This is a genomic window from Paenibacillus sp. N119s (genome assembly GCF_059447605.1).
In genome coordinates this window covers 1-15,410 of sequence record NZ_JCAJRU010000020.1, presented here as the reverse complement: position 1 = coordinate 15,410, position 15,410 = coordinate 1, and the positions used below count along the sequence as shown (strand labels likewise).

The 15,410-nt window shown below is 45.3% G+C and carries 13 protein-coding genes and 2 pseudogenes; 12 read left to right on the top strand and 3 right to left on the bottom strand.

What is annotated here, in order from left to right:
• Positions 1-11 precede the first annotated feature (11 nt).
• The 3 genes and pseudogenes from AC5V8P_RS04640 to AC5V8P_RS04630 form a co-directional block, all read left to right on the top strand.
• Positions 12-1,028 (top strand): LLM class flavin-dependent oxidoreductase, encoded by a 1,017-nt coding sequence (locus tag AC5V8P_RS04640; RefSeq protein WP_064797922.1) that lies wholly within the window; start codon positions 12-14, stop codon positions 1,026-1,028.
• A 59-nt stretch (positions 1,029-1,087) separates the two neighbouring features.
• The gene (locus AC5V8P_RS04635; protein ID WP_064797921.1) at positions 1,088-2,245 is read left to right on the top strand and encodes an amidohydrolase; all 1,158 of its coding nucleotides are present in this window, start codon (positions 1,088-1,090) and stop codon (positions 2,243-2,245) included.
• Positions 2,246-2,288: 43 nt separating this feature from the next.
• Positions 2,289-2,510: pseudogene (locus AC5V8P_RS04630) on the top strand (dockerin); the annotation flags it as partial.
• Positions 2,511-2,620: 110 nt separating this feature from the next.
• Here AC5V8P_RS04630 and AC5V8P_RS04625 read toward each other — a convergent pair.
• The 3 genes and pseudogenes from AC5V8P_RS04625 to AC5V8P_RS04615 all read right to left on the bottom strand — a co-directional run bounded on the left by AC5V8P_RS04625 (position 2,621) and on the right by AC5V8P_RS04615 (position 5,388).
• Positions 2,621-3,824: pseudogene (locus tag AC5V8P_RS04625) on the bottom strand (transposase).
• Positions 3,825-3,843: 19 nt separating this feature from the next.
• The gene (locus tag AC5V8P_RS04620) at positions 3,844-5,025 is read right to left on the bottom strand and encodes an MFS transporter (protein ID WP_064797920.1); all 1,182 of its coding nucleotides are present in this window, start codon (positions 5,023-5,025) and stop codon (positions 3,844-3,846) included.
• A gap of 72 nt (positions 5,026-5,097) precedes the next feature.
• A complete protein-coding gene (locus AC5V8P_RS04615) occupies positions 5,098-5,388 on the bottom strand; it encodes an ArsR/SmtB family transcription factor (protein ID WP_064797919.1) in 291 nt (96 codons plus the stop codon).
• A gap of 281 nt (positions 5,389-5,669) precedes the next feature.
• Here AC5V8P_RS04615 and AC5V8P_RS04610 point away from each other — a divergent pair, with 281 nt between their 5' ends.
• From AC5V8P_RS04610 to AC5V8P_RS04570, 9 genes are all read left to right on the top strand, one after another.
• Positions 5,670-6,605 (top strand): ArsR family transcriptional regulator, encoded by a 936-nt coding sequence (locus AC5V8P_RS04610; protein WP_064797918.1) that lies wholly within the window; start codon positions 5,670-5,672, stop codon positions 6,603-6,605.
• Positions 6,606-6,731: 126 nt separating this feature from the next.
• On the top strand, positions 6,732-7,646 hold the full coding sequence (locus AC5V8P_RS04605; protein WP_063212410.1) for a class I SAM-dependent methyltransferase: 915 nt from the start codon (positions 6,732-6,734) through the stop codon (positions 7,644-7,646).
• A 221-nt stretch (positions 7,647-7,867) separates the two neighbouring features.
• Complete coding sequence (locus AC5V8P_RS04600) at positions 7,868-9,589, top strand: ABC transporter substrate-binding protein (protein WP_064797917.1); 1,722 nt, start codon at positions 7,868-7,870, stop codon at positions 9,587-9,589.
• A gap of 107 nt (positions 9,590-9,696) precedes the next feature.
• Positions 9,697-10,650 carry an ABC transporter permease gene (locus AC5V8P_RS04595; protein WP_063212408.1) on the top strand — a complete coding sequence of 318 codons (954 nt, stop codon included), beginning with the start codon at positions 9,697-9,699 and terminating at the stop codon, positions 10,648-10,650.
• 15 nt (positions 10,651-10,665) lie between these two features.
• Entirely contained in the window at positions 10,666-11,592 is a 927-nt protein-coding gene (gene opp4C / locus AC5V8P_RS04590; RefSeq protein ID WP_063212407.1) for an oligopeptide ABC transporter permease, read from the top strand.
• A gap of 13 nt (positions 11,593-11,605) precedes the next feature.
• Positions 11,606-12,589 (top strand): ABC transporter ATP-binding protein, encoded by a 984-nt coding sequence (locus AC5V8P_RS04585; protein WP_064797916.1) that lies wholly within the window; start codon positions 11,606-11,608, stop codon positions 12,587-12,589.
• A complete protein-coding gene (locus AC5V8P_RS04580) occupies positions 12,582-13,550 on the top strand; it encodes an ABC transporter ATP-binding protein (protein WP_064797915.1) in 969 nt (322 codons plus the stop codon). Before AC5V8P_RS04585 ends, AC5V8P_RS04580 begins: the two co-directional genes overlap by 8 nt.
• 259 nt (positions 13,551-13,809) lie before the next feature.
• Positions 13,810-14,079 (top strand): 30S ribosomal protein S14, encoded by a 270-nt coding sequence (gene rpsN, locus AC5V8P_RS04575; protein WP_063212719.1) that lies wholly within the window; start codon positions 13,810-13,812, stop codon positions 14,077-14,079.
• Between the two features lie 230 nt (positions 14,080-14,309).
• Positions 14,310-15,302 (top strand): cation diffusion facilitator family transporter, encoded by a 993-nt coding sequence (locus tag AC5V8P_RS04570; RefSeq protein WP_064797914.1) that lies wholly within the window; start codon positions 14,310-14,312, stop codon positions 15,300-15,302.
• Positions 15,303-15,410: the final 108 nt, after the last annotated feature.

The window sequence follows — 15,410 nt, the reverse complement described above, 5'->3', positions numbered from 1 at the left end:
GAGAGGGAGACATGAGCATTAAAATCGGAGTATTGGATCAAAGCCCTATACACGAGGGTGAAACGGCAGCACAGGCCCTTCGCAACACGATTAAGCTGGCGCAGCGTGTAGAAGAACTGGGATTCACACGTTTTTGGGTATCAGAGCATCATGATTCCGAGCAGGTTGCAGGCTCCTCGCCAGAGGTACTCATTTCCCATCTATTGGCACGCACCGAGCGAATTACTATCGGGTCTGGCGGGGTTATGCTTCAGCATTACAGTCCGTATAAAGTGGCTGAAAACTTCAATGTGCTAGCCTCTCTTGCACCAGGTCGTATAGATTTGGGCATCGGACGTGCGCCGGGCGGGTTACCGAAATCCACACAGGCGTTACAACGCAACGTGCATGATGCGCCTTCTCTCGAAGAGAAGATTGATGAAGTAAGCCGCTATATTCATAATATCCCACTTGAAGAAGGGCCGCTCGCCGGATTACAGGCGAATCCAATTCCAGAAACACCAGCAGAGATTTATGTTTTGGGTACAAGTATTGACAGTGCTGGTATTGCCGCGCGTTTGGGTTTACCTTATGTTTTCTCGCAATTTATAAATAGTAGTGAGCAGGTTGCCCTGGATTCATTCCGTACGTATCGGGAGTCTTTCGATTACAGTTATGGACGTGAGCCGAAGGCACTTTTTGCACTATCGGTTATTGTGGCAGACACTTCCGAGGAAGCAGCGGAGCTGGCAGGTGAGCAGAAGCTATACAAGATTCACCTGGCCAGTGGAAAAACGGCTACGGTAGGCGCGCTGGAAAGTGCAGAGGAATTCGGTAAGCAATCGGGTGAAGAATATACAATTGAAGTTACACAAGCACAAATCAACAAAGGGAATAAAGATGAAATCTATGCTGCGCTGACGGAAATTCAAGCGAAGTATCAGGCAGATGAGCTGATCGTAACGACAGGGATACGGGATATTGGAAAGCGTGTGCGCTCGTTCGAATTGTTGCACGAAGCTTTTGCCGAGTTGCCTGTGCAGTCCTAGATACTATGGGTATAAGAGAAAGTTGTAATCAAAATGGGGTTCGCGAAGGAGGAATAGGGATGAGTGGATCAACCGGGACGAAGGAACAGGTTTTGGAGCAGAATTTGGTGGAGATTCGCCGTCATCTGCACCGTTATCCCGAGCTGTCTAACGAGGAGGTTGGAACGACCGCCTATATTCGTCGCCTGCTCGAAGAACAGAATATAACGATTTTGGATGTGCCGCTTCGTACCGGATTGGTAGCGGAAATCGGCGGACAGCAGGAGGGGCCCACGGTCGCGCTGCGTGCAGACATTGATGCACTCCCCATCCAGGAGGAAACGGGACTCCCTTATGCCTCGGTACATCCTGGCAAGATGCATGCCTGTGGGCATGATTTTCATACAGCATCCCTGCTAGGTGCAGCTGTATTGCTGAAGCAGCGGGAGCAGAAGCTGAAGGGGACGGTTCGGCTGGTGTTCCAGCCGGCCGAGGAGAAAGCCAAGGGCGCTGTCCAAGTACTGGACAGCGGTGCATTGGCAGGGGTGCAGGCCATTTTCGGCCTGCATAACAAGCCAGATCTACCCGTAGGCACGGTCGGTATTAAAGAAGGTCCGCTAATGGCAGCGGCAGACGGATTTTATATCGAGGTGGAGGGCCTGAGCACACATGCGGCCGTTCCGCATGCAGGGATTGACCCCATCGTGGTATCGGCACATATCATTACGGCGCTGCAATCGATTGTGAGTCGGAGCGTTAACCCGCTCGATAGTGCAGTCATCAGTGTGACGAAGCTGCACAGCGGCAATGCTTGGAACATCATTCCAGACCGTGCTCATTTGGACGGAACCATTCGCACCTTTGACGAGAACGTCCGAGCTCAGGTAGCAGAACGCTTCGAACAAGTCGTCAAGGGCGTAGCTGATGCTTTCGGCACGAAAGCGAATATTCACTGGATCGAGGGTCCGCCACCTGTGCTAAACGATGGGAAGCTGGCTGCCATCGCGGAGCAGTCGGCCGAAGCGGTCGGTCTGGAGGTCGTTCGCCCTATACCTTCCTCGGCAAGCGAAGACTTTGGGTTTTATCAGAAGAACATCCCCGGTGTGTTTATCTTTGTTGGTACTGCAGGAAGCCAGGAATGGCATCATCCTGCCTTTGATCTGGACGAACGCGCGCTGCCGGGAACAGCGAAGCTGCTGGCTTCACTGGCCGAATCGGCATTGGAATCCATAGAGTAGGAATGGTGTTCCTACTTAGGTGTAGATGAGAGATTAAACGTTTTCATTGAATTCGGATGAAGTTCAGATTATAGAGCATGAGATGGGACATGGATTTGGTTTGTCTGATTTCTATGAAGAGCACGAGCGTCCACCTGGCGGGTTCCCTATGCCTACGATTATGTAGGCCGGAAATTCTCCTAAGATAACAGAGTGGGATACCTGGATGTTGCGTTATACCTGGAGCCAGGTCAAGAAGGACAGCTCTCGTTTTCCTATCCGATGAAAGATACGTAGAAAAGAAATATATGTATTCAAAGGTTGTCTCCTGCGATTTTGGTAGGCGATAACCTTTTTTTAGGATATTCGGATTTTATAATGGAGAAGGGCTTATAGCTAATCCTTCTCCAATTTCTCGATTAAGGAGGAAAGATCGATTCCCAGCAAGATTATTTCTTCTGGCTGACGAACAAATCCAACAGGTGGCATGTTAAACATCGGGAAGTTTTTCTCCCGTAGATCGTAGCTATCAAACTGCCTCTGGTACTTAGGCATACACTGCTTTTTAAGTCCCTCTGTAAAGAGTATCTTGGCTCGTAGGGCTTCAAAAGAGTATCCCCTGCCTAAACGGTTAATGACTCGAACAAGGCTGTTTATAGATTCCGTATAAGCGCTGTAATGCGATGGTCGAAGTAGGCGAATATTTCCTCTTCCCAGCTCTTCATAGCCTTTGTAAGTTGTTCAAAAGCGGATTGCAGTTCAGTTGGTATTTTAACTTTCCATTCATTGTATTTAAGGAGTGCCGTCTGTCTGCTATCACATTCCCAAATATCGAAATATGATTCCTTTAAGTCATAAGCAGTACTAAGAGAAGAATGATTCTTTCTCCAAAGGTCAAGCGTAATTTTATCCATCTCTGTAAGCTCTATACGGCGTTTTAGAAGGATATTACGGTCATGCACCAGCCCGCGGCGTCCTTATATGGTTGCCACATATCCATTGTGACGTATCGTATTTGTCTTCTATTTGGAAGACGTGAGAGGTAGTCCATAACGGTTTCCTTGTTACGATTGGGCAAAACGTCTAACAAAGTATGTTCTTCAATATTGGTTAAAACGCATCTTGGCTTAATAATGTGTATTTCGTCAATCCCAAGCCAATTAGGAGTTTCAAAACGAAGCGTTTCTTTAAGACGATTGAGGTAATCACGAAAGATGTTACGTATCGTTTTTTCATGCAATCCAACATCCTCGGATATGCTGACAAACGTGCGTTTAAGGCTTTGCTTCTCTATATAAGACAATAATCGTTTGGTACAGTTTCGCTTTTCGTCTATGGTGTGATCTAAGTGTTCCCAAAAGGTTCGATTGCAATCTCTACAGCGATACCTCTGACGCTTTATAAGAAGGCCTGCACGCTTGCCATGAATGGGCAAGTCCATATAAACTTGTTCCCTGCTGTCGTGTTTGTAGAGGTTGGCTATGCATCCGCAATGAGGGCAAACCAAAGGTGGAGAGTTCGTCACCACTTGTATTAGAAAATCAAATTCATTTTCACTAATACTTAATATGTTGAAGTTTGGAAGATTTAAAATATCCATATGAATTTCTTCTATGCACTTATGATGCAAGTTCCTTTTTAGTTTTTGCGTGACTGGTCAAAATACCGCTGAATATAAAAGATAACAACGAACCGGCAAAGCATATAGCCGCAAACATGCCTACGGCGGAAAAACCGTTAAAAGTCGCGTAAATCAGGCCTGCGATCCAAGAACCGAGCGTTGTTGCAGCGTACATGATTGAATTGGCCAAGCTGGAGATTGTGCCGCGGATGGTTGGATTTAGTGAATTCAGCATTCCCAATATTAGGGGAAAAGCGATCCCCATGTTAACGAATATAAAAAAGTAAACACTTTCGAAAGCCGCAACCGACGGCAAGAAAGGCAACACAATAAAACATATGATAGAGACAAGAAAGCCTACAACCAGCGTATTGAAACGGTTTAATGTTTTGATCACATAGGCACCGCCAAAGCTCCCGACTATATTCCCAAGACCTAGAAAAAACATTACGTATCCCGCTTGATCAATTGAAAGATGAAAGCGATCCGTCACCCATTTTCCAATGAAAGAAAAGGCAGCAAAGAATCCACATTGAAATAAGAAATGAGCGAGGAAAGCCTTTCTCGCCATTCGGCTATTCAATAGTGGGATGTATCTACTGAAAATCGGAGTCTTGGTTTTTTGACCTTGATTTGGTTTCATTTCGGGCAAAGCATAGAAGATGAATACCGTTACTAATAATGCACTTGCACCGATTGTAAAAAAAGGATAATACCAATGGGTTGAGGCAAGCAGGCTTCCAATAGGGATGCCGAACGCTTGGGAAGCAGCCAAGCCTGCCATGACGATTCCTGATGCTTTGGCGATTTTTGACGTTGGAAACAGAGCAGGGATCGAGGCCCACACTTGAGGCGCCGTAAATGCTGCGCTGACCCCGGCTAAAAAACGGAATAAGAACATCGACCAAAAACCTGTGGCAAAGCCGCATAGCATGGTTGAAACCGAGAAGCAGACCATGCCGGTAAGCATTACTTTTTTGCGATCCCATCCATCGGAAAGCGGTCCAGCAATCAATGCAAAAATGGCGTAACCTAAAGCATAAGACCCCACCATCCAACCGGAATATTCAGTCGGGATATGAAACAAGCTCTGAAGAGTGGGGATGAGCGGAGATATCAAAAACGTATCCGTACCGATAACAAACATGATGAGGAAAAATAAAGCAGTTAATTTGATCATTCTATTCACCCTTTTTAGTTAGTTCTATAGTTCAAAGATTATTGAACTAATGAATAAAAAAAGAATTTCTTTCTACAACGTATCCAGAAATCCAGGTAAGTAAGTTTGAAATGTCTCCAAATCGATGCTCATATACTTCGTTTGAGCTTCTTTTCGTACCCTGATCAATTTCGCCTCCTTTAAAGCACGCAAGTGATACGAAGTATTCGATTTCGTAGTATCGCGAATGTGTCCTACTTCTCCACAATTCATTTCCTTCTTGCTGGCGTATAGAGCTCGTATGATGTCCAATCTTGTTTCATCGGCTAACGCCTTAAATATTTTGACTCTGAGCTCGTCATTTATTATTTTTTGAGTAGTCATAAAACCATTGTACTAAGATATCGCTACAAATCAAGCCTTTAGAAAAATACCACCATATTTTCCGATTTTCAAGGCAAATGTTTTGATTTTGTCTTCACCATAAAATCCGAATACCCTTTTTTTATTTTATAGCTAAACAGTTTGATTCGGATGAGATTCGGCTTTGGTTTGACATCAGTATTGTGCGTTCATTTTCGCATGAATGAATCACTAAGAATGAACAGATGTACGATAGTATGTATAATGGACATCAGATATGAGGGAAAAGAGGACAGAAAGCGATGAGCCACGACGTGAATGCTCCTTATGAAGTACATGTAGCATATGGACCGGTGTTTGAACTGCTCAGCAGCTTACACACTTTTATTTGCCGCAAGGCTTACAAAAAAACTGATTTATCATCCGGGTGGGCGGACCAAGTGCGTGGAACACTGTCTCCGAGTCTGTCTGCGTTAGTGGAGTCCATGGAAATCAATGCAGACTGGAAGGTTATTTATGGACTTGTCTGTATGCTTTCTGATGAAGGGGGCGTTGAAGAGGTTGTAGACCGCTTGGAAAGCCAGACTTTGCAGGAATTAAAACAACAGGTATCAGCCTATGGGATTCCGCTGCCTGACGACATGGAGAACCTCCGTAAACTTGCTTTGCGATTGCTATCCGGCTGGAACGAAGAGTATTTTCGTCACGTGGATACAAGGATTCTCAGCGGTCTGAAACTGGAAGCTGAACGCAGAAAACGGGAAAAGAACGTATATAGCTCTATGGAGTGGGTGGATCGTATAACTAATGGCTTCCGATTCGAGCCTTCCGCTGGACTGATGCAGGTGTTGCTGGTGCCGCAATATCATTTTCAGCCGATAAATATTATTTATCGATTTGGGTCACTTCTGTTATGCCATTATTCCGCAGGAGTATATGTTCAGGAGGACGATTTTTTATCACCCCAAGAATACCGAATGATTCGAAGTTTGGGGGAGAAGAGCAGGCTCAAAATATTAAAATATTTGTACCAAAGCCAGTCTCCGCGAACCTTTATTGAGATTGTCCGCCATCTCAAGCTATCTAAGGGAATCACGCATGATCATATATTTAAGCTCCGTGCCGCTGGCTTCATTCATGCACATTTTGACGGCGAAACATTGCTTGGCTATAGTGCACGGCTTGCGGCTGTGGACGAGATGCGTGGGAGTATCCTTGGCTATATGGAGCGAAGGTAGGTATAAGATTGAGCCTTGACAAAATTATTTATTTGTGCTATAATTTACATTTATTTAAGTTGATATTATAATAAGATTCTCCTGGCCGGGGGAATCTTATTTTTGTTTTTATAGGAGGATAAATGTATGAAGCCAGATGAGTCCAGTTTAACTTCCTTAGTAGCAGCTTTTGGCCGAGCATATCATAGTCAACATGACACACCCAAAATTTTTGATGATTTTATGGCTAAAGAGTTAATTTCCCAAAAAGAATTTTCAGATATTAGAAAGAATATGATTGAAGGGATAACGTTTTTCAATGCAGAGATTGCGCAAAGGTTCAGAGATGATCCAGATGAAATTTTAAAATGGATTACGCAAGTTCAACTTTCTCCAACACCCCTAGCACGTGCTGCGTATTGTGAAAAAGTATTGCTTCATGAAGTTAGATTAGGATTACAGCAGTATGTCATACTTGGAGCCGGGTTAGATACTTTTTGTTTTCGACATCCAGAATTGAAAAACAGCCTAGAAATATTTGAAATAGATCATCCAGCAACACAGGAATCTAAGAAGAGAAGGTTAGCTCATGCAAATTTAAAAATACCGAGCCATCTTCATCTGGTTTCTATGGACTTTGCCCATCCGTTTTCGTATTCCAATTTATTGGATGAAGGGTTTGCTAACAAAAAAACATTCTTTAGCCTTTTGGGTGTTTCTTATTATTTAACTAAAGAGGAAATTTCAACATTAATGAATCATTTGTTTACCAAGGTCCCATCGGGGAGTTCGATCGTTTTTGATTTTGCAGATGAAAATCTTTTTAAAGAGAAAGGCATGTTTAATAGAGTTGAAAATATGGTAAAAATGGCTTCAGTAAGTGGAGAACCCATGAAATCATGTTTTGCATATGATGAAATCGAGGAAATGTTAGAAGCTTCAGATTTACTAATTTATGAACATCTATCCCCGTCTACAATAAATAGTCTTTTCTTTGCTGAGAGGACAGATTATTTGTCTGCGTTCGAAACGATTCATTATATCCATGCTGTAAAAAAATAGTATAGCAAATGAGTAAGAGACAGCCACTTAATCTACTACTAGGGATTAAGTGGTTTTATTTATATTTGTACAAAAATTCGGGTAGTTGTTGATAAGCAGAGCTTTTACATAAAAAAGTGCAGTTCTCCCTTTACAGAACCCTAATAAATTCCTATAATGAGGTTTATCTTCTTAATCACAACTTGTTCTATCGGAATTTAATTATTTAATTCGGGGGGATTATGTTGAAAAAGAGTATTATTTTACTTAGTAGCCTACTTCTGGCGAGTTCTACCTTGCTAGCGGCTTGCTCCACTGGATCGGATAGTACGAACAATTCTGCTGCTCAAAGCAATGAAGACACACAGACGGCCACTACAGCGCAGCCATTAACAAGTCTGGTAAAGGCTTCTGATATGTCCAAATTGCCGGAAGTATCCAAAAAAAGAAACGACACCATTATTGTGGGTCTGACTGACCCGGCCGGGGTATTCACCCCGTATTTTAACCAAAGCGGCTACGACGGGAACGTCATTTCTCAGTTATGGACTCCGCTGGTTACGGTAGACGAGAAAGGGCTTCCGCTGCCCAATCTGGCGAAGAGCTGGGATATTTCCAAGGATAATCTGACGTATACGTTCCGCCTGGTTCCCGGTACTCAATTCAGCGATGGCTCACCTTTGACAGCAGAGGATGTCGCTTTTACCTGGACGTTGATCTATGACAAAGCCTATCCTGGCGACAGCCAAATTCGGAAGCTGAACATTAAAGGAGGCAAAGCTTATACGGAAGGCAAGGCAAAGCAAATTGATGGAATTAAGGTAATTGATCCACAGACGATTTCTGTGACATTGGAAAAGCCAAATGCGCTGGCTCTGAACATTCTCGGTCAATACGTGCTGTCCAAAGCTTACTACGGCAAGGATTATAAGTTCGGACAGCTGGATTATTTTAAAAATCTGCATGGTAGCCCATTGGGGAATGGGGCCTATAAGTTGGAAAAATTCATTCCGGGGCAAGAAGTTCGTCTGGAGGCGAATGATCACTTTTTTAAAGGCAAGCCGAAAACGAAACACTTTATTTATAAGACAGCAGAAGGCGATGCATGGCAGTTCATCGAAACAGGTGATACCGATTTTGCTTCCTTTACCGCAACGCAGGAAAATATCAATAAGCTGAAAGGGCTTGGCTTTTTGAATATTCTGCCATATACCCCGAGCACCTACGGGTATTTGCAAGTCAATCTGGAAAATGAAAAGCTGAAGGATAAAAAGGTACGTCAAGCATTGACCTATGGATTGGATCGCAAAAGCATTTATGTTGACGCAGCTCAGGGAGCAGGGGCGGTCGCCAACATCCCGGCTTCTCCTATATTCTGGTCATACACGACCGATGGGATCAATCCATACAACTACGACCCGGAGCAAGCGAAAAAGCTGCTGGATGAAGCAGGCTGGGTAGAAGGCAGTGACGGCATCCGTGAGAAAAATGGCCAGAAATTGACCATTCACTTGCTGACCTCCAAGCGCCCAGAAACAGATACCTTTATTGCGCTTGCGGCTGAGAACTATAAAGCGATTGGCGTTGACCTGCAACCGGAAATCTTTGCGGACTTTAATGCAATGGTCGCTAAAGTAGAAGGAAAAGATTACGACCTCGCCGCCTTCTCGACCGCCATGCTGACAGACCCATCGGATGGAATTGAGCCATTTGTCAATGGTGAAATCAAGGGATATAACAATCCGAAGCTCAAAGAGCTCTATGAAAAAGGTTTGGCTACGACGAATATGGAAGAACGCAAGAAAATATATAAGGAATTATATGTACTGCTAAATGATGAACTACCCGTTATTTTCACCAACTACAAGAAGACTGTATATGCTTACAATGGTCGAATGGAACATGTAAAGGTCAGCCCATTCATTGGCTTGTCTGGTAATCTGTTCGAATGGTCCCTTAAATAAGTTACCTTTGCGGGCCCCTTGTGAAGAACGTCAGGTTCGGATCAAGGGGTCTGCCAAATGGAGGACGCGTCATGAGTAGCCCGACCATGAATTGAAAGGAGTCTGTCATGAGCTCGTTTTTAACGAAAAGACTGTCTTATATGATTATTATTTTGTTGGCCGCTTCGATGATGATTTTTTTCCTGTATGCCATGACACCGGGAGATTTCATTAGCGGTAATCTGAAACTATCGCCAGAGAGAAAGGCAGAGCTGAGGGGAATTTACGGGTTGAATAAGCCTATTCTTGAACGCTACGGAAACTGGCTAGGCAATGCGCTGCATGGTAATTTCGGCTACTCGCTCGCCCAACAGAAACCGGTGCTGACCTTATTTAATGAATATATCTGGAACTCGTTTTTGTTGGCTATTGTGTCCACCTTTCTGACCTGGCTGATTGCAGTCATTATTGGTGTGGTTGCTGCATATAAGCAGTATTCGTGGTTCGATACGCTGGTCATGGTGGTGATTTTTGCCGCGATGTCTGTGCCGTCTTTTTTTATCGGGCTGTATCTGATCAAGATTGCGGCGGTCGATCTGAAGTGGCTGCCACCGGGCGGGATGCTCAATACGGGCAGTAACGCTACAGGCATGGAGTATGTGAAGGAGGTTTTCCAGCACATGACCTTGCCGGTGATCGTAATGACACTGCTAGGATTGGGTTCGCTGACCCGCTACTTCCGCAGCAATATGATCGATGTGATCCAGCAGGATTATATCCGCACAGCCCGTGCAAAGGGCTTAAAGGAAAGAAAGGTGCTTTTTACACATGCATTGAGAAATGCACTATTGCCTGCCATTACGCTTGTTGGCTTTGAATTGCCTGCGCTGTTTGGCGGATCTCTGATTATTGAAAAGATTTTTAACTGGCCCGGGATCGGTCAGTTGTACATGCAGTCCTTTTCGCTTCGGGATTATCCGCTGCTTATGGGCTTCACGATGCTGATTGCCATATTGAGCGTGATCGGGACGCTGTTATCTGATATTTTATATCGCATTGCTGACCCGCGTGTGAAAGTGTAAGAAGGGGGCTAAGGGATGTCATCCGTGAGCAGTAATTTGAGCAAGAGCAACGGCAGACTGCGAATAAGTACCAAATCTTCAATGTGGCAGCAAGCGCTCCGGCAGCTGTTCAGAAACAAGCTTGCTATGACTGGACTGCTTGTTGTGGTATTTATGTTTTTGCTCTGTTTTATCGGTCCGTTATTTTCTCCTTATTCCGATAACAAAACAAACATATTATTAATGAACAAGGCGCCGAATATCCATCACTGGCTAGGAACAGACAAGCTGGGACGGGATGTGCTGACACGTGTGATGCAGGCTGGTCAAATATCTCTTACGGTGGGTTTGGCTTCTATGGTGTTGTCTGTCGTTTTAGGAGCGACGCTGGGAGTTATATCCGCCTATTTTCGCGGAATTATGGATCAAATCATTATGCGCATTGCCGATTTGTTGCTGACGATACCCAGTTTGCCGTTGCTATTTATTATGGGGGCGCTGCTATCTGACTGGAAGGTTCCGCCTGATCAACGGATGTATATCGTCATGTTGATGCTGAGTCTGGTCAACTGGCCGGGGATTGCACGGATGGTGAGAGGTCAGATGCTTAGTTTGCGGGAACGGGAATTTATGCAAGCTGCGACGGTGTTGGGACTATCGAATCGCCGAAAGCTCTTTAAGCACCTGCTGCCGAATATTTTGCCGTTGCTGATCGTTATCGCTACATTGAATATTGGCGGAGCTATCTTGAGTGAATCTGTACTTAGCTTTTTTGGTCTTGGCGTGCTGCCCACGACACCGACTTGGGGCAATATGATTGATGCCGCCAACAATGTATTGGATTTTCAGCAACGGCCTTGGTTGTGGATACCGCCAGGTCTGTCTATTTTTGCTACAGTCATCGCTATTAATATTTTGGGTGACGGGCTGCGGGATGTACTCGACCCGAAACATAAGAGGTAGGTGATCATACACCATGGATAATTTACTTTCTATTGAACATTTAAGTACTCATTTTTATACAGAAGAAGGAATGGTCAAAGCGGTGGATGATATCAGCTTTCGTGTGAAGCCAGGGGAGACGGTATGCATTGTCGGTGAATCGGGCTGTGGCAAAAGTATTACCGCCATGTCGATCATGGGGCTGATTCAGAGTCCCGGTGGTAAAGTGGCCGGTGGAAGTATTCGTTTTGAGGAAACCGATCTGCTGGAGCTAACTAGAAACGAGATGCGCACCATTCGCGGGCATGAAATCTCCATGATTTTTCAGGAGCCGATGTCTTCATTAAATCCGGTTATGACCATTGGAGAACAACTGTCGGAGCCGCTAATGGAGCACTTAAAGATGAGCCGAAAGGAAGCCCGTAAGCGGGCGCTGGAGTTGATCGAGCAGGTCGGTATATCCCGACCGGAGCAGATTTTAAAAAGCTATCCGCATGAGCTGAGCGGGGGGATGCTGCAGCGCATTATGATTGCCATTGCCGTTTCTTGCAGTCCCAAGCTGCTTATTGCGGATGAGCCGACCACGGCGCTGGATGTAACGATCCAGGCACAGATTCTTGACATGTTGCGTGAACTTAAAGCCCAATCCAATATGTCGCTCATGCTCATCACACATGATTTAGGCGTGGTCGCAGAGATGGCTGATTACGTCATTGTGATGTATGCGGGCAAGATCGTTGAGGAAGGCGAAGTGGTGCAGCTATTCAATCACCCCAAACATCCCTATACACAGGGTTTGCTCAAGTCCAAACCGGTGCTTAATCAGCGCCAAAAGGAGCTGTATTCCATCCCTGGGCAGGTGCCTAATCCGCTAGAGCTGACGACATCCTGTTATTTTCATGACCGCTGTGGGCATTGCATGGACATTTGTCGTATACAGGAGCCTACATTAAAAGAAGTTGCAGCTCAGCAGAAAGCATCCTGCTGGTTGTATGAGGAGGCGGTTGTTCATGGCTGAGCCGTTGCTGGAAATAGACCGTTTAAAAACGTACTTCCCGGTGAAGTCCGGTTTTATGAATCGTACTACAGGACACGTGCGCGCAGTAGACGATATTAGCTTTACGATCCGTCAGGGTGAAACCTTCGGCCTGGTGGGAGAATCGGGGAGCGGTAAAAGCACGGTGGGCCGCACGATTGTTAGATTGACGGATAAAACGGAGGGTACCGTAAAATACAAAGGGGTGGATTTACACAGCTTGTCAGCCAAAGGGATGCAGGAACTTCGTCCCAAAATTCAGCTGATCTTTCAAGATCCGTACAGCTCGCTTAATCCGCGTGTGCGGATTGGAGATGCCATTGGAGAGGCGCTGCTCGACCACGGTATAGCTATCAAAGAGGAGGTCCGGCAAATCGTGCTGGATGTGCTCAAGCTGTGCGGATTGTCGGAATATCATATCGACCGTTTCCCCCATGAATTTTCAGGAGGCCAACGTCAGCGGATCGGCATTGCCCGCGCGCTAGCGCTTCAACCGGATCTGATCATCGCCGATGAGCCGGTGTCAGCGCTGGATGTGTCCATACAGGCGCAGGTTATTAACCTCTTTGCCAAATTGCAGGCCGAGCGAGGTCTGACATATTTGTTCATCTCCCACGATTTGAGTGTAGTGGAGCATTTATGTTCCCGTATTGGCGTCATGTACCTAGGCTCTATGGTCGAAACAGCTTCGCGTGACGAACTATTTGGGAATCCGTTGCATCCGTATACGAAGGCATTGCTGTCGGCTGTGCCTATTCCGGTGCCGAAGCTGAAAAGGGAACGCATTTTGCTAAAGGGGGATATTCCGAGTCCGGTTAATCCGCCTTCGGGCTGCAAGTTTCATACTCGTTGTCCCTTTGCAATCGAGCGCTGTTCCCAAGAGATCCCGTTTTATCGTGAAGCTCGTCCAGATCACTGGGTGGCTTGCCATTTGGCTGAATGAACAGAGTTAGGTCAGCCAGTTTTGCAGCCGTTGACACGGCAGACCGTTTAGGACAATGAAACGGTTCTGCTAGATCAACGGCTTTTTACCGTATGGTAGTGTTTCGAATCGCTTGGGTTGACAATCCACTTGAAATAGCGGTATATTGAATATTAATCGTAATTATTACTATTTGTAATTCCATACCTGTGTTCTTCCGTTTACGTCAAAGTGATGGAGAACCTTTTTGATTGGCATATATAACAAGGAGGAACTGTACATGGCCAAGAAGTCGAAAGTCGTAAAAGAGAAGAAACGTCAGGAAATTGTAGCGAAATATGCAGATCTGAGACGTGAATTAAAAGCAAAAGGGGACTATGAAGCTTTGCAAAAGCTTCCTCGCGACTCATCTCCAACCCGTTTGAAAAGCCGTTGTGAGCTGACAGGCAGACCCAAAGGATACCTGCGCAAATTCAAGCTGTCCCGTATTGCGTTCCGCGAGCTGGCTCATAAAGGCCAAATACCTGGCATTACGAAATCTAGTTGGTAATTGAGATACTGATAACTGTTAGGATGTATTTGTCTGATCGTGGGTTGTAATGAGAATGCTTCATGCCGAAGGGGGGCATGGGGCATTCTTTTTTGAAGGCATATATTATCAATTGTATTGATTCTCACCAGTTGGTTAGGTAGAATATGGACGGGTTAAAAATAATACATAACAAGCGATTGCATCATGTGAATATGTCAGATTATGTATACCTCAGGAGGAGCTGCAAGATGGAAGTGAAACAGAGAGAGGACTCCTTTTGGAGTATGGTCAAAAAAGGAAATAAATCTTCGGGCTCGGCGGCGTTGGGTAATACCGGCATTGCCCTGGTTAAGGGGATTGCTTTTGCCTTGACAGGCAGCGGCTCTATGTTTGCTACGATGATGCATTCCATAGCGGATGCAGTGAACCAAATGTTTGTATTTGCGGGTAGTGTATTGGCAGAGAAAAAACCTACGAAACGTTTCCCTACCGGCTTCGGACGGGTAATTAATCTTTTTTGTATGGTTGCTGTTATTGTCGTAACGATTATGGCCTATGAAACTGTATTGGAAGGAATTCATTTATTGCAGCATCCGGCCGAATCCGCGCAAGGATTTTGGATTAATGTAGGAGTCTTGGTTTTGTCATTGGCGGTTGATGGATTTGTATGGAGCAAAGCGATGAAAGAGGTGCTGCATGAATCCAGAGTGGAAGCCAAAGGGCTAGGCATCTTTACCTCTGCTTTTCGTCATGTGGGGCGTGCTGCGCCGCCAACCCGTTTGGTGTTCTATGAGGATTTGGTGGCAACGACAGGCGGGGTACTTGCCCTGCTTGCTGTAGTTGTCACATCGCTGACAGATTTTAAGCTGCTGGACGGGATTTCGAGTATACTCATCGGCTGTCTGATGGTCGGTGTAGCTTTCCGGGTCGGTTATGACAACATGGTGGGCTTGATTGGTGTATCTGCACCTCCTGATATCGAAGAACGTGTAGCTTCCATTATTCTGGCAGATACACATGTGACTGATATATCTCAAATGCGTATTTTGCAGGAGGGGCGTTACTATCACGTCGAAGGGGTGATCGAGCTTACTCCGGGCATGACGTTGGCAGATGCTGATGATATTAAATTTAGAGTCGAGGATGCTCTGTTGCGTGATCCTAATATTTCAGATGCCGCATTGGGGATTCTGGAGGATGACGGGATTAGAAACTGGAAACAAGAGAAGCCTAAAGCTTAGAAAAACAGATCAAGTGAACCTGTACAGAATGCAAGAACATAAAATAAGAACCTTCATGACCACGACAGGGACGGGGCTGACCCCATAACGTGGTGTGGAGGTTTTTTT